This window comes from Streptomyces ipomoeae 91-03 (genome assembly GCF_000317595.1).
Taxonomy (GTDB): Bacteria; Actinomycetota; Actinomycetes; order Streptomycetales; family Streptomycetaceae; genus Streptomyces; species Streptomyces ipomoeae.
In genome coordinates this window covers 43,775-63,527 of the sequence record NZ_AEJC01000638.1, presented here as the reverse complement: position 1 = coordinate 63,527, position 19,753 = coordinate 43,775, and the positions used below count along the sequence as shown (strand labels likewise).

Sequence of the window (19,753 nt, the reverse complement as noted above, 5' to 3'; positions counted from 1 at the left end):
CCTGCGTGTCGGCCGGAAGCCGGTCGAGCCGAACGCCCTCGGCCTGGGACAGTAGGACAAGCTTGTCTAGTCCAAGCTTGTTCAGTACGAACGAGCTGTGCGTAGTGATGAAGACCTGTCGGTCCTTGCACTTTTCACTAATTTTCTTGACCAGCTTGCCTAAGGGCTGTCCCGTAAATGATCTACGGCATGCTGGTTGACCTGCTCGTTTCCCGTCACTCGGCGAGGGTGAGGTTGTGCAGGCGGGCGATACCGAGCATGGCGTGGTGGACGCCGTCGCCTTTCAGGCGGCAGTCGCGCAGGATCTTCCAGCTCTTCATCCGGGCGAATACGTGCTCGACGCGGGCGCGGACCTTGCGGTGGGAGGCGTTGTGCTCTTCCTGCCAGGCCGGGAGTTCGGCCTGGCCGCGTTCGCGGCGGTGCGGGATGACCAGGCCGGTGCCCCGGTAGCCGCCGTCCGCGATCACGGTCGTCTTTCCGACGGCGTCCTTTGCGCCGGACAGTTCCCACGCCTTGCAATCGTTGCGGTTGCCCGGCAGTGGCCGGCCGACGGCGACGACGAGCCGGGTGTCGGCGTCGATGACGACCTGGTGGTTGGTGGAGTACCGGTAGTTCTTCGACTGCTCGGCGATGCTGTGGTCGCGGGTCGGCACCAGGGTTCCGTCCGCGATCAGCACGGTGTCCTTGCGGAACCGTTTGCGCTGCTGGAGCGCGAGCGACGGCCCGAGGTGGTCGATGATGCGGTCGGCCGCCGACTTCGATACCCCGAACAACAGGGCGAGCTGGCGCAGGGTGAGGTTCGTGCGCCAGTACGCGGCGACCAGCAGGACCCGGTCCTCCAGCGGCAGGCTCCAGGGCCGGCCCTTACGGACCGGATCCGCGCCCTCCCGCCGCAAGGCGGTGATCAGCTTGCTGAACTGACGCGGACTCAGCCCGGTGAACGGGGCTATCCAAGACGGCTCCGACGCCGTGATCACACCAGCCACACCAAGATCATCTCACCCGTGACCAGCAGTTACGGGACAACCCTTAGGTTCGGGAACGACAGGTGGTTCTCCGGCTCCTCGACGAGGACGATGTGCGCGTCGTCGACCCTCTTGTTGAGTGCAAGCAAGATCTTCAGTGTGCTCTGCTCTCCCTTGCCGACAAACTGGAAGGGAAGGTCATCAAGGTGCGGCACGATGCCGCTTTCCCAACTCGACTTCTGTGATACGTCGATGTTCAGCGTTAGTTCGCGGTCGCTCACGTCGCTCGGGGCACCCCGTAGCGCGTCGTTGATCTTCACGATCGACTCGTCCTCCGCGAACGTCTCACGCAGACTGCGGTACGCGCGTGTCAGCTTTACGCGCTCGTCCGGAACGAGGAGGTCATTAAGGATGTGCCTCATATAGTAGTCGACGCCGCTTTGAAGGTGGATGTTCGCAGCGTCGATGAGGGAAGCGGTGGCCGGGATACTGCGGAACGTGACGCCGTTCCCGTCGAAAGCCAACCAATCGACCTTGTAGTACTCCGTCGGAATCAGCCGCACCTTCGCCGGGTGCTTGATGAATTCCTTGTACTCCGCCTCATAGTCAGGGTTAAGTGCAACCCGAATGCGAACGCCGGGCTCGTCGGCCTTGAGGAGGTTGTTATTCCCCTTGAGTGCGGCTGTCTCGGGTGTCGATTCAAGAAAGAGGTCGATGATGATTTCCGGAGGCGGGACCGCGCGGCTGCCCTTCAGGGCGTCGATCCACTCGGCCACGGCGTCCTGGTGAAACAGGTACGGCGACAGGTCCTGATAGAGGGGCCGTCCGCGTAGCTTGCCCGTCAGACCGAGATCGATCGCCTCCAAAATCGTCGACTTGCCCGCATCGTTGTCGCCAACCAAAATGTTCATCTCGGCGTCGAAGTCGAGCCTGAAGTTGCGAAACGCGCGGTAGTTCTGAATGACAATTTTAGAAAGCATACGCCCCCCTAGTATAAAACTTTCACTTACCGGGGGCGAGCATAAGTTTGATCAGCGGAACCAGGCTCCCCACGAGGCTCCACGAGCACGCCCTTCGAACAAGTGTCGAGGATCGTAGCAGGCGTCCCAGCGGTTACGGGGGCAGAGCCGACAAAGTCGCTAGCGTTCGAACGCGCTATCTATTTGCTTTGGCCAAAGCTATTTAGTTTTACTGACATTTTCGGCCACCTGGCTTGAAGTGACCCTACATTCCACTCTTGAATGGAAATGACTTACCGGTAACTAGAAGAGCACCGCCGCAGGAGCGGCGGTGCTCTTCTCGGCCTTTACTGCGGTCGCGATCAGTCCGACCAGCCACCCTCGGCCGGCGCCGGGTTGATCGCCCCCTTCTGCTGCGCGCATCCGTTCGGTACGACCCCGGCGCTAGACTGCTGGCGGTTGGCCAGAAACCTGCCTCTCTAGGTGAAACGCACCTATTTCAGTAGAATGGGAGCAGAATGAGTCTCGATTTATCAGCCGCCGTCCGCACCGACCTTGACGACGCCTTCGCCACCCTCAAGACCCCGTACAAGTGGCGGGCGGTGACGTCGTACTTCAAGGACGAGGTACCGCCCCGCGACTACACCAGCAACGTGCACGTCGTGCCGTTCGTCGGGGACCGGGTCGTGCTGCTGCACGCCAAGGAATCCGGCTGGGGTCCGTCTGGTGGCACGCTGCTGGAAGGCGAAGCCTTCGAGACGTGCGTGACGCGCGAGCTGGCGGAAGAGATCGGCGGCGAAGCCACCCGCTTTGAACTCTTCGGACAGTGGGACAGCGAGACCACGGCCGAGACTGCCTACCGACCGTGGCTCCCGCATCCCAAGTTCGCCATCGCGCTTGGGTGGGCTGACGTCACCATCTCCGGGTCGTCGGATGACGACGGCGGCATCGAGATGGAATCCATCCTCGAAGTCTCGATCCTTCCGATTCAGGCTGCCGTCGCGCGCCTGGAGCAGAACGACGAGCACCACTTGGCCGCGCTGTACCGCATCGCCTACGAGGTACGCCGCGCGGCCAAGGGCTGAACGCGACCTACGGTTTCCGCGCCACCCAGAGGCCACGCCTGAACTCGGGCGCGGCCTCTTTGCGTACCTCGACGAACCCGGCTGCCGTGAACGCCGCTTCCATCACGTCCTCGAAGTGCAACGTGAAGTCGTAGCGTTCATCGAAGGCGTGCAGTCCTGCGCTCGTCCCGATCGTGACGTGAAAGTCGATCCGTCCGCAGGGGTGTCCGTAGCCTGCCCGAACCACCGTCACCGCATTGTCCGTGTGGTGGGTGACGTGAATCTTCTTCGGCTGCCACTCGTCCGGGGTGTACCAGGGTTCGACGACGAGAAGCCCGCCACTCACCAGATGCCCAGCGAACGTTGAAAGCGTCGGTTCAAGCTCAGCCGGCCCCACGTACCCGATCGCCCCATCAAGAAGGAGCAGCACCTCCGCACCCGACCGCGGGAGCTGGAAGTCCTGCATCTTCCCGGGGACGAGCACCACCTCGTCGCCGAGCTTCTTCCGCGCCTGGTGCAGCATGGCTTCGCTGACGTCCACCCCGATCCGCTCGTACCCGTTGAGCCGAGCAAGCAAGGTGCCCGTGCCGCATGCAACTTCGAGGATGGTCTTCGCCTGCGGGGCGTGCTGCTGGATGAGACTCCGGATTGAGGCGGCCTCGGCGTCGTGGTTACGGTGCGATTTCACGAGGTCGTAGAAGGGCGCGATGTCTGTGAACACTCGTCATCCCTTCCGGCGCGTAGGACCGAGCTGGACCAGCAGCGGCTTGATGCACCCGGGGTCGTCACCATCTAGCGACCCGTTGATGTGCAGGCGCATCGCCGGGCACTCGGCGTGGCAGGTGGTGTGACGCGAGCACGACCCACACGTCTTGTTCTCGGGAAGGTTCCGCATCTGCTCGAAGGCGGGGGCGCTTCGCCAGAAGTCGCCGAGACTTCCCGGCGTCCAGCGTCCCGCCTCGAACCCTCGACCAAGGAACGTGCACGGTGACACGGTGCCGTCTTCGTCTACGAACATGATCCGCGTACCTGCGCCGCAGTCGTTTTCCGACAGCAGCAAGGGTTCCTTGGCCCCGGCCTCCACGTTCATGAGGTCTTCGACGCCGCAGTGCGCGGCGTTGTTCAGCTTGACCACGGCGTCGAAGTACTCGGGTGTTCCCTCGGTGATGATGTCGCTCGTCCCGATGACCCTGCCCGACGGTTTGGCACGGCGAGCCTTCACCGAGACGCCCAGCTCGATGCAGAGGTCGAGTACCGCGTCGACGTCACACAGGTTCGAGTTCATCAGGGTGAAGCGGATCGTCGGCCTGATCCCCGCATCCAACATGGTGCGGATGCCGCGCATGGTCCGCTGGAATGCACCCTGTTGTCCCCGGATGCGGTCGTGGTTCTGCTCGGCCCCGTCGAGGCTGACGTTCACGCGCACGTCGTGGCGCTTGAAGCCCCGGAGATCACGTTCCCGCACGATCGTGCCGTTGGTGGTGAGCGATACGCCCATGCCCTCGTCGCGCATGGCACCGACCAGTTTCCAGATGTCGTGACGCATCAGGGGTTCACCGCCACCCACCACGATCAGGAAGACGCCAAGTTCCCCGGCTTCACGGATGAGCGCCAGCAGCTCGTCAGTAGTCGGCTCGGTTCGTCCGGCTGGTGATGAGTCCGACATGCAGTGCAGGCACGTCAGGTTGCAGCGATTCGAGACGCTGACGAACAGCTTGAGTGGAGCGGATAACGCTCCCGGCAACTGTGGCCGCTGGATGCGTCGGACTACCTTGCCGGACGCTTCCAGCTTGGTGACGTGCTCCTCGGTGACGGGATCAACCGAATGCTTCACGGTGTCGAAGAGCAGCCACTGCTTGCCCTCGTCGCGGGCGACGAAGTCGAACCGCGTAACGGGTACGCCGGCGGTCGTGGATGACATGGGTGACCTTTCAGGTGAGTGCCTTGGCGGTGGTGCGTCGGATCAAGCCGGTGTTGCCGTCGACAAAGGCTTCGACGGTTTCACCAGGACGAAGCGCGGCGAGTGAACTCCCCGCCACGGAGATGTAGGCGAAGGCGCTGCGGTGCGGGATGACCTCGGGAAGATGCCGGGGGTCATGACTCAGACGGAAGCCGTCGAGGAGATCGATCACCAACGTGCGGTCACCTCGGTGAAGCCGCCGCACAATGTCTGGACAGTCGGCAAGAGACGTTGTCCGCTTCACCATGACGGCCGGGCGTCCCGGAACGTCCTCGTCCACAGTGCTGGGGCCGCCTTGCCATGAACCCCAGATCCACGGAGTGCGGTACCAGTCATCCCGAGCGCTCGGGAGATGCGCCGGGTGCAGCACGCGCGGCATGTCTTCTGGGATCGGTCGGAGCTGCACGGCGATGACCCCGTTTGGAGACGCGAAGCCTTCCATGTCGAGGTCGAACCCGACGGCATCGCGTAGTCCGCTGATCGAGCGGTACAGCTGAAGCGGGTCCGCTTCAAGGACAGTGCCGGATCGAATGTGCTCGCCGGTCACCGTGGCGTAGTCGACGACCTGACCGCCCCGGATTTCCGTGAACGTCCGTCGCCCTCGACTGACGGCTTCCACCAGCACGCGCCCCTGGTAGCCATAGGCGTAGAAGACGCCCGACAACCCTTCGGCCTTGACGTACTGCTGGAACACGACGGTCTGTGTCCCGGGTGGTGCGTTGATGATCGCTTCGGCGACCAGCGTGCGCGCCTGGTCGAGATCCGCGCCGTCCCAGAAGCGGCGGCGCGAGGAGTGACGTCCACGGGTACAGCCGGGCGAGAAACTTTCCTGGTGGCCGGAGTACTTCAAGGCAAAGCCGGCCAGCAGCGGAGAAGGCAGCGACGCAACGAGCCGATCTGCGCCGATCCTCGCGGCATCTTCCAGACGCAGGATCAGGTCGTCGGGAACGACCAGGGTGAAGCGGTCGGCGACGCGCTTCAAAATGGCCAGTCCCAAGCAGGAGCCCCCTTGACGCCAGTACAGGTCGATCAAGGGGGCTTCCGTAATACCCACACGGTCCAGATACCGAGCAGCCGTGTCTAAGCCGATGGTGCTTGCCTCGTGCGCGCCTGAGCTCACTTGTCCCCCAAGGTCATCTCATGGCGAAAGGTCAAGGACGGACCAAGTATGCGGAGTATGGAGGTTTGCGCCTAGCTGTCTACCAAATGACTGAAAGTGGCCTATCAGCCGAGTTGAGCAGTCTCGTTAGCACCATCAACTTGCGTAGCGATGCCTGCCTTTTCGCCGCGTACCGAACAACAGCCACCGACCAAGCTGCGGACGCGAAGCACGCGGTTCCCTCGGTCCCGGAAGCTGCAACCGATACAGCGGCCAGGCTCGCGTGGTCGTCCGGAACCAATGCGACTGCTGCATACGGAAGATGCAGCGATGACAGGCGAACAGGGGGAGTGCTGAGTCCTTCACGGTTATGTCTCCGACGTGCGCCACGGGAACGCCCGACGCTTCGCAGCGGAAGCACGCTCCCCGGTACCAGTCGAACAGGTCCCATAGCTGCTGCGGCTTCACGAGACGCTGGCCCGACCGTAGAGGCCGCTGGCTTCGTACAGCAGCGCCCCGGCGTCCAAGGTGATCGACTCGGACACGATGAACTGCATCAGGGGATGCTCCGTGATCTGCACGAGACTCGGCACGATCACGTGGCGTACGTCGTCCTTGATAAGCCGACGGATCAAGCGGTGCGGCTCGATCCCCGACCCCCACTCGTAGTGGGTGTACGTCAGCCACAAGCCGTGTGCGTCGGCGCAGGCGTGCATCCGGTCATCGATCAGCTTGAGCTCTTGGTCGCTGGCTTCCTTGCGAACGCGCATGTAGCCGTACGCGATGGGTTTTTCCTTCACGGGGTCACCTGCTTGGGGAGGGTGTCGCGCGGAGCGGCGTGGGGGGGATTAGAGGAGGCGATGGAGGCCATCAAGAACGCGCTGCATGAGGCCGGTGGACGCTTGGTCCTTCACCGCACCGGAAACGGGGGCGGCCTCGTCGGGCACGCGCAGATGAAGCGTCGAACCATCCAGGTCGGGACGCGGCGGCAAAGTCAGCAGAACCCTCGCCCACACGATCTTGCCCCCGGCCGGCGGTCGGTAGATGCCCCAGTCCTTCGCGAGCGCTTCGACGAGGTGAAGTCCGCGCCCACCCTCCGTCTCGTCGGTGACCGTTTGTTTCACCGGAACCTGCACGCTGCGGTCCCACACCTCGATGAACAGCGACCCATCGAGAACGCGGAGCTGCAAGGCGATGACGTGCCGGGCGGTGACTTCCCACGGCTTCGGTTGCCGGTCACCGAAGCCGGTTTCCTTGACCGCGTTGCTGACGAGTTCAGAGGTCATCAGGGCAACGTCGGCGGCCTGGTCTTCCAGCTTCCAGTGCATGAGCACCTGCCGGACGAACGCCCGTGACACCGACACAGCAGCGGGAACGGCGGCCAAGTGGAGGCGGGACAAGTGAAACGTCCTTGCGACAGAAGGCGTGGCGGTCATGTGCTCCCGCCGTTCCTCACACTTCGGGGCGGGCACGACTGCTCCTCTTCTTCAGGGGCGACGATCCAGACCTGACCGCCGATGTCCTTCGCAAGCTCTTCCTTCGAGATGTCCGCGAGCGGCAGCACTGTGTTCAGGTGCTCGGCTGTCGGCACGATTACGTTCCGGATGTCGTGCTGCGTGCAGTAGGCAGTCAGCGCGTGTAGGGCGAGCGTCCGTGCCCAATGGCGCTCAACGAACACCAGCTCAGGGGTGAAGCCCTCGCGTTTAGCGAAAGCGCACAGCTCCGCTATGAGGCGCGGTTCTTCTTTGGGATCGGTACCGGGGAGCCGTCTGAGATAGCCGACGCACAGCGGGGCGGGCGTGGTCACCGCGTCCTCACCCCCTGCACGATGTAGAGGCGCGCGCCGATTTCACGTTCGATGTGGTCGCGCATGGCCGCTTGGAGTCCGGGCAACCGGGCGAAGTGCCACAGCGACGGCACGATGACGTGCTTGATCTCGGTGGTCTTGAGGGCGTCGACAAGCGTGAAGAACGCCGACTCGTCGTCAGAACCGAGGCGTTCGATGAACACCCGCTCCAAGGAGAAGCCTTCGCGGGTGGCGTGAGTTGCCAACTCCGTTTGGATGGTCTGGATTTCGTCGCTGCTGTCTTCGCCTGCGGTGAGCCGCATGTAGCCGAACATGGCTGGTGGCATCCGTTCCTCCTGGCGGACTGGAACGGCTGGCGAGCGGTGGCACCGTCCTCAACCGCTCGCCAACCTGCATGCCAGACAAGCGGTTTGACCTGCGCAAACGCCACAGCAAAGGTGCCGCACCAATGACGCATCCGTGTTGCACTCTTCGGGCTGGCCTGCACGGATGCGGTCAACGTGACTATGGTGATAGCCCGCCCCATACACCCGGAGGGATGGCGATGGCAGCGAAGCGGATACGCCTCGCCAGGCGGCGTAAAGCGGCAGGCTTCACACAGGAGGGGCTTGCCGAGTACCTCGGTGTCGAGCGTTCCACGGTAGGTCGCTGGGAGAGTGCCGACACCGAACCACAAGCATGGTTGCGGCCAAAACTGGCGAGTGCGCTCCGGGTGTCGGCAGAGGAACTTCAAGCGCTGCTCGACGACGTGACGGTTACCGACACTCACCCCAGTGACCGCATGACGTATGCCCTGGAGAATCCAGCGTCTGCTGACCTGATGGTGGTTGCCTACCTGCACGAGCGGCTGCGGCAGTTGGATGAGTCGTATGACAAAGAAGCATCGACGGCGCTGCTTGGTCGAGCTGGACAACTGCACGGCCAGGTGAAGTTCCTCCGGGAGAACGCAGCGAACCCGCGCGTGCGCCGGGCGCTGTACGAAGTCGAAGCTGACTCGGCAACGTTCATGGGGCAGTTGGTATGGGACGTCAGTCAACGCCGCGACCACCATGCACCCCTCAGCTACTTTCAAGAAGCAGTCGACGCTGCTCGCCACGTCCGCGATCCATCTATCGAGGCGTACGCAACGCTGCGGATGTCCTACGTCGCGCTCTACGGTGAGAAGAACCCCCGGAGAGGGGCAACGCTTGCCCAGCAAGCAGCCGACGTCGCCACACTGGTCAGTCCCTCACTCACTGGATTGAGCCTTCTTCACGTTGCCGAGGGACACGCCATGACGGGCGCGCTCACCGAGTGCGAAGCAGCGCTGAAGAAGGCGGAAGATCAGTTCGACCGCGCTCACCCCGATGACGTGGCCGCGCCGTACTACACGATCAACGAGTACAACCGGCTCGCTGGTTCGTGTTACCTGTTCCTGGATCTTCCCGAACGGGCCGAACCGATCCTCCGTATGACCACGCGGGCGCTCGCTGCCAAGAAGAAATCTCAGGCCATCGCGCTCGGAAACCTGACCTTGGCGCTCATCCGGCAACGGAAGTTCGACGAGGCAGCGGCGGCCATGCACCGGACGATTGATGCCGTGGAGCTGACGCGGGGCGGCGGCGGTCTTAACCTGGCGTTCTCTGCTGAGCGCGAGCTTCGGCAGTGGCGACAGGAGCCGTGGGCACAGGAGATCAACGATCGGCTGCTGGCCCTGATGGCAGCTATCTAAGTAGGGCGGGGTTGCACGTGAACGGCATCGACCAGGCTAAGCAGGAGCTGCGCGAGAAGGTGTGGCGTCGCCTCATCGACGGCGGCGGCGCACCCGCCGATTCGTACGGCAAGATTCCTGGCTTCTACGGTGCTGAAGCCACCGCGGAGCAACTGGCCGGTCAAGACTTCTGGCGACGCGCCACCACTGTGAAGGCCAACCCTGACTGGGCGCAGCTTCCGGTACGTGTTCGTGCTCTTCATGACGGCAAGCGCGTTTACATGGCCGTCTCGCGTATGGCGTCGCTCGAACCCTTCTACCTGCTCGACCCCAAGAACCTGGGGCTTCCGCCCGAGGAAGCTGCCGAGAAGAAGGGTGCGGCTCAAGTCGCCCGCCGGCTTGCGCCAGAGTCGATGGAACCTATCGACGTGGTGGTGTGCGGCAGTGTCGCCGTGAACCGATCCGGGGCGCGCATCGGCAAGGGGGCCGGGTACTCCGACCTTGAGGTTGCGCTGTTGATCGAGGCGGGTCTCGTGACAGATCAGACGGTGATCGTCGCACCCGTCCATACACTCCAGGTCATCGACGACGACATCCCCGAAACCGAGCATGATTTTTCCGTGGACTACATCGTCACACCCGACGAGGTGATCCCCTGCACCAATCGACGCCGGCCGTCAGGGTTGGTGTGGAACGACCTCACCGCCGAGAAGATCGCGGCGATTCCTGTGCTGGCTGCGCTTGCCGCATCTGGGCGGTCCAACTAGGGGCGTCACTTAGCGCGACAACTCGATAGCAAGAAGTAGTAGAATGGTAGCAAGGAAGGTGGGGGCCGAGATGCGGTCTCCTTAGTTGCAAATGAATAAAATTGCGCGCGACTCACAGCAGGAACGGAGAGTTTCATGAGTCCTCGACCGGGGGGTGAGGCTGACAAATTCGGTAACCGCTACGAAGGTGCCTGGACGATTCGGCATCTTCTGTACGTACTTCTCGGCACGGGTCAGTCTGTAACTGTTGAGGACATTGATGAGCTAAGGGTTGTCCCGTAACTGCTGGTCACGGGTGAGATGATCTTGGTGTGGCTGGTGTGATCACGGCGTCGGAGCCGTCTTGGATAGCCCCGTTCACCGGGCTGAGTCCGCGTCAGTTCAGCAAGCTGATCACCGCCTTGCGGCGGGAGGGCGCGGATCCGGTCCGTAAGGGCCGGCCCTGGAGCCTGCCGCTGGAGGACCGGGTCCTGCTGGTCGCCGCGTACTGGCGCACGAACCTCACCCTGCGCCAGCTCGCCCTGTTGTTCGGGGTATCGAAGTCGGCGGCCGACCGCATCGTCGACCGCCTCGGGCCGTCGCTCGCGCTCCAGCAGCGCAAACGGTTCCGCAAGGACACCGTGCTGATCGCGGACGGAACCCTGGTGCCGACCCGCGACCACAGCATCGCCGAGCAGTCGAAGACATCTCATGTCGCTGGCAGGTCAAGTAAGGGCTCAGGCAGCAAGGTCCAGGGCCGCTGCGAAGGCCCGATCGGGGTCGTAAAGCGTGCGGCGCCGTAGGCAGTGGTAGAGGCAGCCGAGAAGCTTGTTGAACAGGTTTCTGAGAGCTGCGGTGTGGCGTTCTCCGCCAGCTCGTCGTCGGTCATAGTGGGCGCGTGGAGCCTGGGTGCGGAGGGCCGCGAAGGCCCACATGTGCCCGGCCGAGGCCAGTCGTTGGTTCTTGACGGTTCGGGCCACGACGACGTGGCTGCGGCCCGAGGCCCGTGTAATGGGGGCCGCGCCGGCGTATGCCTTCATGGCTCGGGCGTCCGCGAAACGTTCGCGGTCATCTCCGATCTCGGCGAGGACGCGTGCTCCGGACAGTACGGACAGACCCGGGAAGCTCGTGATGATGTCGGCATCCGGATGCGCGAGGAATGCCTTCTCCGTTGCTGCTGCGAGTTGGGCGACGCTGATGCAAGCGGCGTCGACCTGCCGGATGAGCGCCGTTGCTTGGTGTCCCAAGGCCTGTTCGACCTGGGGCAACTGGCGGAGGTGGTCCGCGCGGAAGATGTCCCGAAGCCGCTCGACCTCGGCTTCGATTCCGCAGCGTGGGCGCTCGCCGCGCTTGAGGAGTGCGCGCAGCTGGCTGCGGGTGAGTCTGGCGGCGTCGGCTGGCGTCGGTGCGGCAGCCAGGATCAGGCGGGCGCGTGGCGAGTCGAGTCCGGGTTTTCCGGGGCCGTGGAAGGCCGTGAGGGCGGCCGGATAGTACTCGCGCAGGTGCGAGCGGAGCCGATTGATCATCTGCTGCCGGTCCCAGATCGCGTCCTGGTGAGCACGGGCCAGGACAGCGACGGCCTGTCCGGCTTCGCTGTCATCGGGCAGGGGCCGGTGGGCGTGCCGGTCGGTCCGCAGGATGTTGGCCAGGACCCGGGCGTCGGCTGCGTCGGACTTGGCTCGGGAGACGCTGGCGCGATCGCGATAGCGGGCGGCGGCCAGGGGGTTGATCGCGTAGATCTGGCGGCCGGTTGCCCGCAAGGAGGCGACAAGGAGGCCGCGCGGGGTCTCGATGGCGACCGGGATCGGATCCTCCGCAGTGTCACCGTGCCGGGTCAGTAGTTCCATCAGCGCATGGAAACCAGCGCTGTCGTCACTGATGCGCAGCTTGGCCACCTGGGCGCCGTTTTGGTCGACCAGGGCTATGTCGTGGTGCCCTTCCGCCCAGTCGATGCCGCAGAAGATCGCGCTCAACCTTGTACCTCCATTTCAACCTGCAGATCGGTCCTGTGCGGAGCACGCGGCGCTCTAATAGAAGTGCTCAAGGCACGCCATCTCATGAGCCGTTCGTGTCTCCAGCGACCGGCAGGGACCTCGGTCTGCTGGAGAGCTCTGGGGCTCGCGAACTGCTGAGAGGTCGGCCCCTGTCGGCGGGCTGGGGACATGAAACCGGTGGGTTCTGGGCTTCTGCCGGGCGGGACCGGTCTTTGACGAGAGATCAAGGTCCCGGAACTACCGAAGGTCTCCGCCCGGCAGGGCGCGGGCGAGGCAGGGCCGGTCTGAGCACGGGGATCCAGTCCCAGAACGGCAGCCTTCTGCCTCGCCTGGCGGCCCTTGCGCTCACGCGCTCGGGCTCACCGATGACCTATTAGAACTACCGGTACTCCACCAACCACCAGGTCGTCATCGACGCCGACACCCGGCTCGTCGTCGCCGTCGGCCGGCCACTGCCGGGCAACCGCAACGATTGCAAGGCGTGGGAACTGTCCGGCGCAAAGGACGCCGTCGGAAAGACGACCGTGATCGCGGACGGCGGCTACCGGGGCACCGGCCTGGTCATCCCGCACCGCCGCGAACGCGGCCAGGCCGAACTCCCGGCCTGGCAGGAAGAGCACAACGCCTCCCACCGCAAGGTCCGCGCCCGCGTCGAGCACGTATTCGCCCGGATGAAGAGCTGGAAGATCTGCGCGACTGCCGCTGAAAGGCGACGGCGTCCACCACGCCATGCTCGGTATCGCCCGCCTGCACAACCTCACCCTCGCCGAGTGACGGGAAACGAGCAGGTCAACCAGCATGCCGTAGATCATTTACGGGACAGCCCTTAGGTCAAGGAGCCGAGTTCACCTATCGCTATGGCGACACTGTAGAAGTTCATCAACTAAAGCGGCAGAACGGTAACGCGAATGGTTGGACGGTAAAGTCTCTCGATGACAAGGGAATCTGGGCGAACGTTCGCCGCCACGTCGAGAGTGGCCGCCAGTTTCGCTTCATTTCGCTCCTTCCAGCTAGTTCCCTTCAAGAGCTGGCCGACCGAGCGAGGCGCTCAGGAACCCATGAATCCTTTGTTAAAGACTGGCTAACTAAGGATCTCCAAGACCCATTCGGGGATCTGTCATCCGAAAAAATCTTTGGGTCACCGGAAGTGGCCTGGAGAGTGTTGAGAGGTTTCTGGATCTCATGGCCAGATGAGCAGGACATCGTGAGTATGAACGCAGCCTTGTCTGAACTTCTCTTGGTGGGCGCTGCCGGAAGTCTTTCTGCTGTTGGCCTGGGAGACTTGGTTCAAAATGCTCTTGGTGTCACGCTCGATGCTCCAGCAATTGAATCTCGTCTGGGTACGTATGGGCTGAGTCGGGCTCATTTGATTAACGCGATCGGTATTGCAGAACAGGTTAATGCAGTCACCGAAGGGTGGGCTTCAAGCATCCAGCGTGAGTTGCTGCAACCCACCATTGCTCGAACCGAGGCAGATCGACTGGTTGATCTGGTGAACGGGCCGGATAAGCTGTTGTTGCTGATGGGGCATGGTGGTGGCGGAAAGAGCGCTTCACTCCAGCAGGTCTATAGCACTCTTGATACATCTGCGGTATCAGTTCTTGCTTTCCGCCTTGATCGTCTCGATCCCTTCTCTTCTACAACTGAGCTGGGAAACAGGATCGGCCTGGAGGTTTCTCCTGTCACTGCGCTTGCTGCGGTATCCGGTGAACGTCCAAGCCTTCTGATTGTGGACCAGCTGGATGCCGTTAGCCTCGCATCAGGTCGAATGCCGGATAACTTTCAGGCCGTCGCAGATCTGGTACGCGAAGCGTCAGCCTTCCCTAATATGACCGTTGTTTTTGCCTGTCGCAAATTTGACGTTGAGAACGACCACAGGATTCGCGAACTGGTCGATGCCAAGCGTTGTGCGCATGTTGAGGTTAGTGACCTCTCCGAGCAGCAAGTCATAGATTCTGTCCGCGCGATGGGATTGGATGCAGCTGCTCTAAATGAACGCCAGAAAAAGCTTCTTCGTTCCCCGCTGCATCTCGTGCTGCTGAAGGGCATCGCTGGCGATGAAGAAGCGTTGACATTTCAAACTACGAAAAACCTTTTCGATGCGTTCTGGAGGCGCAAGCTGACGGATTGCATTCATCGACGCAATTCAGTTCGCTTTAACAAGGTCATCTCAACCCTTGCAGAGGCTGTAAGCGCGCGACAGCGGCTCTCTGTTCCCATCACTGCTCTGGACGCTGACGATTTGAGCGTCGACGCGGATGTCCTTGTTTCAGAGCATATTTTGGTTCGCGATGGCCAGCAGATCGCTTTCTTCCACGAGACGTTCTTCGACTATGCGTTTGCCCGTGGCTGGATTGAACGCAATCAGTCGCTTGTAGAGTTCTTGCTGAGCGGGGAGCAAGAACTTTTCCGCCGCGCGCAGGTTCGGCAAATCATGAACCACTTGCGAGAGCTTGAACCTGAGCGCTTCACTTTTGAAGTTGAATCTGTACTCACGAGCACCGCGGTTCGATATCATATCAAAGACGTGGTATTGAAACTGCTTGGATTTATTCCTAACCCATCAGCCCGTGAATGGGAGATGGTGGCAACCGTTCAAGAGACGCACCCAGACTTTGAGGCCCGCCTATGGCGGACCCTCCAGACACCCTCGTGGTTTGAGTGCCTTGATGCGGAAGGCATCATCGATGACTGGCTTAGTGGGACTAACAAGGCCGAGCATGAGCAAGCTTTGGGGGTGATGGCTGCTGCTGCAAAAGTAAGTTCCGATCGCCTTGCTGAAATCCTTCACGGATACAAGAATTCAGTGGCATACCCGCGATGGCTGCAATGGGTGACTCGTTTCTCTGACATCTACCAGAGCCGTCCATTGTTCGAATTGCTCCTCGAAGCCGTGAGGATTGGTCAATTTGCGGGCTCAGAAGATGCACTTTGGCTCTCTGCGCACGACCTTGGTAAGCAGCGGCCAGATTGGACCGTCGAGCTATTGGCTGCCTACCTTGTTGATCGGCCCGGCGCGATGGCCGTAGACGACGAGGGAAAGGTCGTGGCGCTCCTTGATCAGGATTACTCCGTAATCCAGCTAGTGCAGCTCGCGGCAGCTGGTGCCCCCGATCTTTTTTGCGAACGCCTCATCCCCTACATGCTGCAAGTGATGGCTGCAACGGCATACGAGGAGAGCGATGGCCGACCTATTAGGGACAGGCATTTCTCCTATCGCCACCCAGGAAGGAGCAGTCGCCAACTTGAAGGGGCACTTCTAGCAGGTGCTGTTACAGCAATTCGTAACATTGTTGAGAGGGACGCCGCGTCAGTTCGGCCCATCCTCGAAAGCCTCACATCTAGCCCTCACGACACTGCGCAATGGCTTGCTTACGAAACGCTGCGAGCGGCGGGCAGTCACTATGCCGAGTGGGCGGGTGAGCTCCTACTTCAAGGGAATCATCGGTTCATCAGTGGGTATTATGCCGCGAATGCCGTCTGGAAAGCACGTGAACTGATTCAGAGCACTAGCCAGTTCATGTCAGATGAGATGTTTTCCAGGCTTGAAGGTGCGATTCTCGAAGTTCGTTTTCCGTGGAACTCCAAGCCGTCTGATTGGCACCAGTTCAACCTTCTGTCAGCGCTGGAAGAAGATCGCCTTTCACCACAGGGTCGTCGTCGGCTCGGGGAACTGCGTCGAAAGATCGGTGCCGATCAGCCGGCAGCGCCTCAGGGAATTATGGGTGGATTTATCGGTGCTCCCATCAGTCAAGCTGCCGCCGCTCATATGAACGATGAGCAGTGGTTGAGCGCAATGGCAAAACACAACTCTGAAAGAACCGACTGGCAGACCAATACTGGCGGTGCGTACGAGCAGTCCCATGTACTGCACGAACAAACGAAGCGTGAACCCGAGAGGTTCTCTCGGCTTGCTCTCCGATTTGATGACACCATCCATCCCGCTTACAGTGATGCGATTCTCATGGGACTTGGGGAGGCCGAGGCGCTAGCCGACCCAACAGCAGTGTTTCAAGTAGTTCGCCACATTGCTTCCTTCGGGCAGCCCGCAAACGACCGTTGGCTTGGCTCTGCTCTCCGGAAGTACCTTCGGTCGGTACCTGAGGATATTTTTCGAATCATCCTTGATCGTGCAACAAGTGCTGGCGATCCGGTCGACGGCAGCTTGAGCGTGCAGACTACCAATCAGGAGCACACCCAGGGGCGAGATCTTTACACATCGGGAATTAACTCTTCGCGTGGAAGCGCCGCAGAGGTTCTGGGTGACCTCATCATCTACGACACCGACGGTTCTCGTACGGCATTGGTTCTTCCGGCACTAGACGGGATGGCTGAGGACCCGGCTATCACGGTGCGCTCCTGCGTTGCTCACCTGATCCATGCTTCCATGCGCCATGCTCGACCTGAGGCTCTACGAGCGTTCACCCAACTCATTAATACAGATGATTCACTCTTGGCTACGCACACCGTGGTGCGACTCATCGCTCACATCGGCTTTGGAAGCCCTGACGTTGCAAGACCTGTTATTGAACGAATGTTGCATTCGAATAACTTTGAGACAAGAAAATCTGGCGGGCAACTAGCCGCCCTAGCTGCCATGCAATGGAGCATGCCAGACTTGCTGGATTCAGTGCTCTCGGGGGGCGACGTAGCGAGTCGCACTGGAGCCGCCAACTCGTGCGCGCAAGGGCTATCGAGTACAGCCGATACAGTCGTTACCCTGCGAGCCTTCGAGCAGCTGATTAATGACCCGGAGCACGAGGTGCGCCAGGCAATTGCTGAGGTCGCATCAGTTGTGCGTGGTGAACGTCTTCGCCCTCTTAGAGACCCCCTCACGCAACTAATAAGTTCTGCCTCTTTTGAAGACGCTCTGCCGCAGCTGCTAATCAGTCTTGAGCACGCACCTGATCGCGTTGATTACTTGGCCTTGGAATGTGCTCGCCGATTCGTCGAAATCCATGGACAGGATGCCGGAGACATCCGGACCCGTGCAGCAGCGGATGCCCGGCATGTTGGCGAGCTATTGATTCGGGCATATGCGCAAGCCACTTCGATTTCAAGCCGTACTCAGATTCTTGATCTACTAGATCAGCTACTACTCATCGACGCCTATGGTGTTGCGAACCTAGTAGAGACAGCCGAGCGCTAGCGACTTCCGCCCTGCGGGTGATAAGACACTTCAACTACGGGCAGCAGAGCACGTTGGTCTGGGGAGATCTGACACCCGAGAAGATCGCGGCAATCCCGGTTCTGGCAGCACGTCACCAGGCGTAGCTACACTCCCGAGTCAAAGCGCGCCCGACTCCCCCTCGTGGTTGGGCGCGCTTTGCGTGCAAGATCAGGAGTGAAGTCGGTCGCCCTGTGAGAGTGTCGTAGCGATTCGACTGGTACCCGCGACGCTGACAAGGGCTCTGAGCTGCGTATACGCCCCTCCGGCAAGATCAACGAAGACCGTTCGGGCTTGCTCTGCCTGGGGTGAAGTTGATCATGAGCGAGGGGTAGTTGTAACCGAGTTGAGACCGCTGGGATTGGGCAGCACCCACACCCGGGAGTCCCCGATGCTGCGCTCCTGTGGCCCGACGGCGGCCTTGCGGTCACCGAAGGCGGCGCGGTACGCGGTCACGCCGACCACCGCGAGCCATCGGGGCCGGAGCCGTTCGACCTTGGCGGTGAGCAGCCGCCCGCCCTCCAGGTACTCGTCCGCCGTCAGCTCGTCGGCGCGTGCCGTGGCCCGGGCGACCACGTTGGTGATGCCGAGCCCGTACGACGGCAGCTCGTCCTGCTCGGACGGCTTCAGCAACCGAGGCGTGAAGCCGGACAGATGCAGTACGGGCCAGAAGCGGTTGCCGGGGCGGGCGAAGTGGTGGCCGGTGGCCGCCGTCATCAGCCCCGGGTTGATGCCGCAGAACAGCACCCGGAGGCCGTCCGCGACGACATCCGGCACCAGCCGGTCGCGGGCGGCCTCCAGGTCGGCCTGGGTGAAGCGCGTCAGAGGATCGCTCCGGGGGCGTAACCGGCGGCCTCGGGCCGCTGCTTGACGATCTCCTCGATCCGGCCGACGACGGCGGCGACCTGGTCGGCGGCGGCGCCCGTGAAGGAGAGCTTGTCGGCCATCAGGGCGTCGAGCTGGGCGCGGTCCAGCGGGATGCGCTCGTCGGCGGCGAGCTTGTCGAGCAGTTCGTTGCGCTCGGCACCCTGCTCGCGCATCGCGAGGGCGGAGGCGACGGCGTTCTCCTTGATCGCCTCGTGCGCGACCTCACGGCCGACCCCCGCGCGCACCGCGCCCATCAGCACCTTGGTCGTGGCGAGGAACGGCAGGTAACGGTCCAGCTCACGCGCCACGACGGCGGGGAAGGCACCGAACTCGTCGAGGACGGTCAGGAACGTCTCCAGCAGACCGTCGAGCGCGAAGAAGGCGTCGGGGAGGGCCACCCGGCGCACCACCGAGCAGGACACGTCGCCCTCGTTCCACTGGTCGCCCGCCAGCTCGCCGGTCATCGACGCGTAGCCGCGCAGGATGACCATGAGTCCGTTGACGCGCTCGCACGACCGCGTGTTCATCTTGTGAGGCATCGCCGACGAGCCGACCTGGCCGGGCTTGAAACCCTCGGTCACCAGCTCGTGCCCGGCCATCAACCGGATCGTCTTGGCCAGCGACGACGGCGCCGACGCCAGCTGCACCAGCGCGGTCACGACCTCGTAGTCCAGCGAGCGAGGGTAGACCTGGCCCACCGAGGTGAACGCCTGCGCGAAACCGAGGTGCCCGGCGATCCGGTCCTCCAGCTCCGCCAGCTTGCCCGCGTCGCCGCCCAGCAGGTCGAGCATGTCCTGCGCCGTGCCCACCGGACCCTTGATGCCGCGCAGCGGGTAGCGGCCGAGCAGCTCCTCGACGCGGCCGTATGCCACGAGGAGTTCGTCGGCGGCGGTCGCGAACCGCTTGCCGAGGGTGGTGGCCTGCGCGGCCACGTTGTGCGAGCGGCCGGCCATGACCAGTTCCCCGTACTCACCGGCCAGCTTGCCCAGTCGTGCGAGGACGGCCACCGTACGGTCGCGCATCAGCTCCAGCGAGAGCCGGATCTGCAGCTGCTCCACGTTCTCGGTGAGGTCGCGGGAGGTCATGCCCTTGTGCACGTGCTCGTGCCCGGCGAGGTCGTTGAACTCCTCGATCCGCGCCTTCACATCGTGCCGCGTGACCTTCTCGCGCTCGGCGATCGAGGCCAGGTCGACGGTGTCCAGCACCCGCTCGTAGTCGGCGAGCGCCTCGTCCGGCACCTCGATCCCGAGGTCCTTCTGAGCCCGCAGCACGGCCAGCCAGAGCTGCCGCTCCAACCTCACCTTCTGCTCGGGCGACCAGAGCGTGGCGAGCTCGGCGGAGGCGTACCGTCCGGCGAGGACGTTGGGGATGCGGGGCTTGGCTGGCGCAGAAGTCACGTGTACGGATTCTACTGGCGATTCGTGCAGGTGGACGC

Annotated in this window: 16 protein-coding genes and 2 pseudogenes; 6 read left to right on the top strand and 12 right to left on the bottom strand. The window is 62.5% G+C overall.

The window, feature by feature from the left end:
* Positions 1–215: 215 nt before the first annotated feature.
* Positions 216–986, bottom strand: coding sequence for an IS5/IS1182 family transposase (locus tag STRIP9103_RS42190; RefSeq protein ID WP_009294467.1), 771 nt, complete (start codon positions 984–986; stop codon positions 216–218).
* A gap of 29 nt (positions 987–1,015) precedes the next feature.
* Positions 1,016–1,945, bottom strand: coding sequence for an ATP-dependent nuclease (locus STRIP9103_RS42185; RefSeq protein ID WP_009339752.1), 930 nt, complete (start codon positions 1,943–1,945; stop codon positions 1,016–1,018).
* 497 nt (positions 1,946–2,442) lie between these two features.
* On the opposite strand from STRIP9103_RS42185, the gene STRIP9103_RS42180 reads away from it, so the two are divergent.
* Entirely contained in the window at positions 2,443–3,009 is a 567-nt protein-coding gene (locus STRIP9103_RS42180; protein WP_009339758.1) for an NUDIX hydrolase, read from the top strand.
* A 7-nt stretch (positions 3,010–3,016) separates the two neighbouring features.
* On the opposite strand, the gene STRIP9103_RS42175 is transcribed toward STRIP9103_RS42180, so the two are convergent.
* The 7 genes from STRIP9103_RS42175 to STRIP9103_RS42145 all read right to left on the bottom strand — a co-directional run bounded on the left by STRIP9103_RS42175 (position 3,017) and on the right by STRIP9103_RS42145 (position 8,180).
* Positions 3,017–3,709, bottom strand: a complete 693-nt coding sequence (locus STRIP9103_RS42175; protein WP_009339670.1) for a class I SAM-dependent DNA methyltransferase — start codon at positions 3,707–3,709, stop codon at positions 3,017–3,019.
* A gap of 3 nt (positions 3,710–3,712) precedes the next feature.
* Positions 3,713–4,909 (bottom strand): radical SAM/SPASM domain-containing protein, encoded by a 1,197-nt coding sequence (locus tag STRIP9103_RS42170; RefSeq protein WP_009339690.1) that lies wholly within the window; start codon positions 4,907–4,909, stop codon positions 3,713–3,715.
* Between the two features lie 10 nt (positions 4,910–4,919).
* Positions 4,920–5,981, bottom strand: coding sequence for a hypothetical protein (locus STRIP9103_RS42165; protein WP_048822032.1), 1,062 nt, complete (start codon positions 5,979–5,981; stop codon positions 4,920–4,922).
* Between the two features lie 530 nt (positions 5,982–6,511).
* Positions 6,512–6,847 carry a hypothetical protein gene (locus STRIP9103_RS42160; RefSeq protein WP_009339646.1) on the bottom strand — a complete coding sequence of 112 codons (336 nt, stop codon included), beginning with the start codon at positions 6,845–6,847 and terminating at the stop codon, positions 6,512–6,514.
* Between the two features lie 48 nt (positions 6,848–6,895).
* Positions 6,896–7,483, bottom strand: coding sequence for an ATP-binding protein (locus tag STRIP9103_RS42155; protein WP_048822030.1), 588 nt, complete (start codon positions 7,481–7,483; stop codon positions 6,896–6,898).
* Positions 7,480–7,854: a hypothetical protein gene (locus tag STRIP9103_RS42150; RefSeq protein ID WP_048822029.1), complete on the bottom strand. Its 375-nt coding sequence runs from the start codon at positions 7,852–7,854 to the stop codon at positions 7,480–7,482. Before STRIP9103_RS42150 ends, STRIP9103_RS42155 begins: the two co-directional genes overlap by 4 nt.
* A complete protein-coding gene (locus STRIP9103_RS42145) occupies positions 7,851–8,180 on the bottom strand; it encodes a recombinase family protein (RefSeq protein ID WP_009339689.1) in 330 nt (109 codons plus the stop codon). Before STRIP9103_RS42145 ends, STRIP9103_RS42150 begins: the two co-directional genes overlap by 4 nt.
* A 218-nt stretch (positions 8,181–8,398) precedes the next feature.
* Between STRIP9103_RS42145 and STRIP9103_RS42140 the strand changes: the two genes are divergently transcribed.
* The 3 genes and pseudogenes from STRIP9103_RS42140 to STRIP9103_RS42130 all read left to right on the top strand — a co-directional run.
* Complete coding sequence (locus STRIP9103_RS42140) at positions 8,399–9,565, top strand: helix-turn-helix transcriptional regulator (protein WP_048822043.1); 1,167 nt, start codon at positions 8,399–8,401, stop codon at positions 9,563–9,565.
* 17 nt (positions 9,566–9,582) lie between these two features.
* Entirely contained in the window at positions 9,583–10,311 is a 729-nt protein-coding gene (locus STRIP9103_RS42135) for a 5-formyltetrahydrofolate cyclo-ligase (RefSeq protein ID WP_009339664.1), read from the top strand.
* Between the two features lie 311 nt (positions 10,312–10,622).
* Positions 10,623–10,994 (top strand): annotated as a pseudogene (locus tag STRIP9103_RS42130) (helix-turn-helix domain-containing protein); the annotation flags it as partial.
* Positions 10,995–11,027: 33 nt separating this feature from the next.
* Here the strand turns inward: STRIP9103_RS42130 and STRIP9103_RS42125 are convergent.
* Complete coding sequence (locus STRIP9103_RS42125) at positions 11,028–12,263, bottom strand: IS110 family RNA-guided transposase (protein ID WP_009313242.1); 1,236 nt, start codon at positions 12,261–12,263, stop codon at positions 11,028–11,030.
* Between the two features lie 398 nt (positions 12,264–12,661).
* Between STRIP9103_RS42125 and STRIP9103_RS47940 the strand changes: the two are divergent.
* Both STRIP9103_RS47940 and STRIP9103_RS50420 read left to right on the top strand, forming a co-directional pair.
* Positions 12,662–13,058: pseudogene (locus tag STRIP9103_RS47940) on the top strand (transposase); the annotation flags it as partial.
* Between the two features lie 436 nt (positions 13,059–13,494).
* Positions 13,495–17,433 (top strand): NACHT domain-containing protein, encoded by a 3,939-nt coding sequence (locus STRIP9103_RS50420; RefSeq protein ID WP_408995617.1) that lies wholly within the window; start codon positions 13,495–13,497, stop codon positions 17,431–17,433.
* 336 nt (positions 17,434–17,769) lie between these two features.
* Here STRIP9103_RS50420 and mug read toward each other — a convergent pair whose 3' ends face one another.
* Complete coding sequence (gene mug, locus STRIP9103_RS42115; RefSeq protein ID WP_009339708.1) at positions 17,770–18,228, bottom strand: G/U mismatch-specific DNA glycosylase; 459 nt, start codon at positions 18,226–18,228, stop codon at positions 17,770–17,772.
* Positions 18,229–18,272: 44 nt separating this feature from the next.
* Positions 18,273–19,715, bottom strand: coding sequence for an adenylosuccinate lyase (gene purB, locus STRIP9103_RS42110; RefSeq protein ID WP_009339641.1), 1,443 nt, complete (start codon positions 19,713–19,715; stop codon positions 18,273–18,275).
* Positions 19,716–19,753: the final 38 nt, after the last annotated feature.

What these genes read in the sequence shown, in the direction of transcription:
- STRIP9103_RS42145 (WP_009339689.1), bottom strand. Translation starts at nt 8,180, where the DNA reads ATGCCACCAGCCATGTTCGGCTACATGCGGCTCACCGCAGGCGAAGAC.
- STRIP9103_RS42185 (WP_009339752.1), bottom strand. Translation starts at nt 1,945, where the DNA reads ATGCTTTCTAAAATTGTCATTCAGAACTACCGCGCGTTTCGCAACTTC.
- STRIP9103_RS42170 (WP_009339690.1), bottom strand. Translation starts at nt 4,909, where the DNA reads ATGTCATCCACGACCGCCGGCGTACCCGTTACGCGGTTCGACTTCGTC.
- STRIP9103_RS42155 (WP_048822030.1), bottom strand. Translation starts at nt 7,483, where the DNA reads ATGACCGCCACGCCTTCTGTCGCAAGGACGTTTCACTTGTCCCGCCTC.
- STRIP9103_RS42180 (WP_009339758.1), top strand. Translation starts at nt 2,443, where the DNA reads ATGAGTCTCGATTTATCAGCCGCCGTCCGCACCGACCTTGACGACGCC.
- STRIP9103_RS42140 (WP_048822043.1), top strand. Translation starts at nt 8,399, where the DNA reads ATGGCAGCGAAGCGGATACGCCTCGCCAGGCGGCGTAAAGCGGCAGGC.
- STRIP9103_RS50420 (WP_408995617.1), top strand. Translation starts at nt 13,495, where the DNA reads ATGAACGCAGCCTTGTCTGAACTTCTCTTGGTGGGCGCTGCCGGAAGT.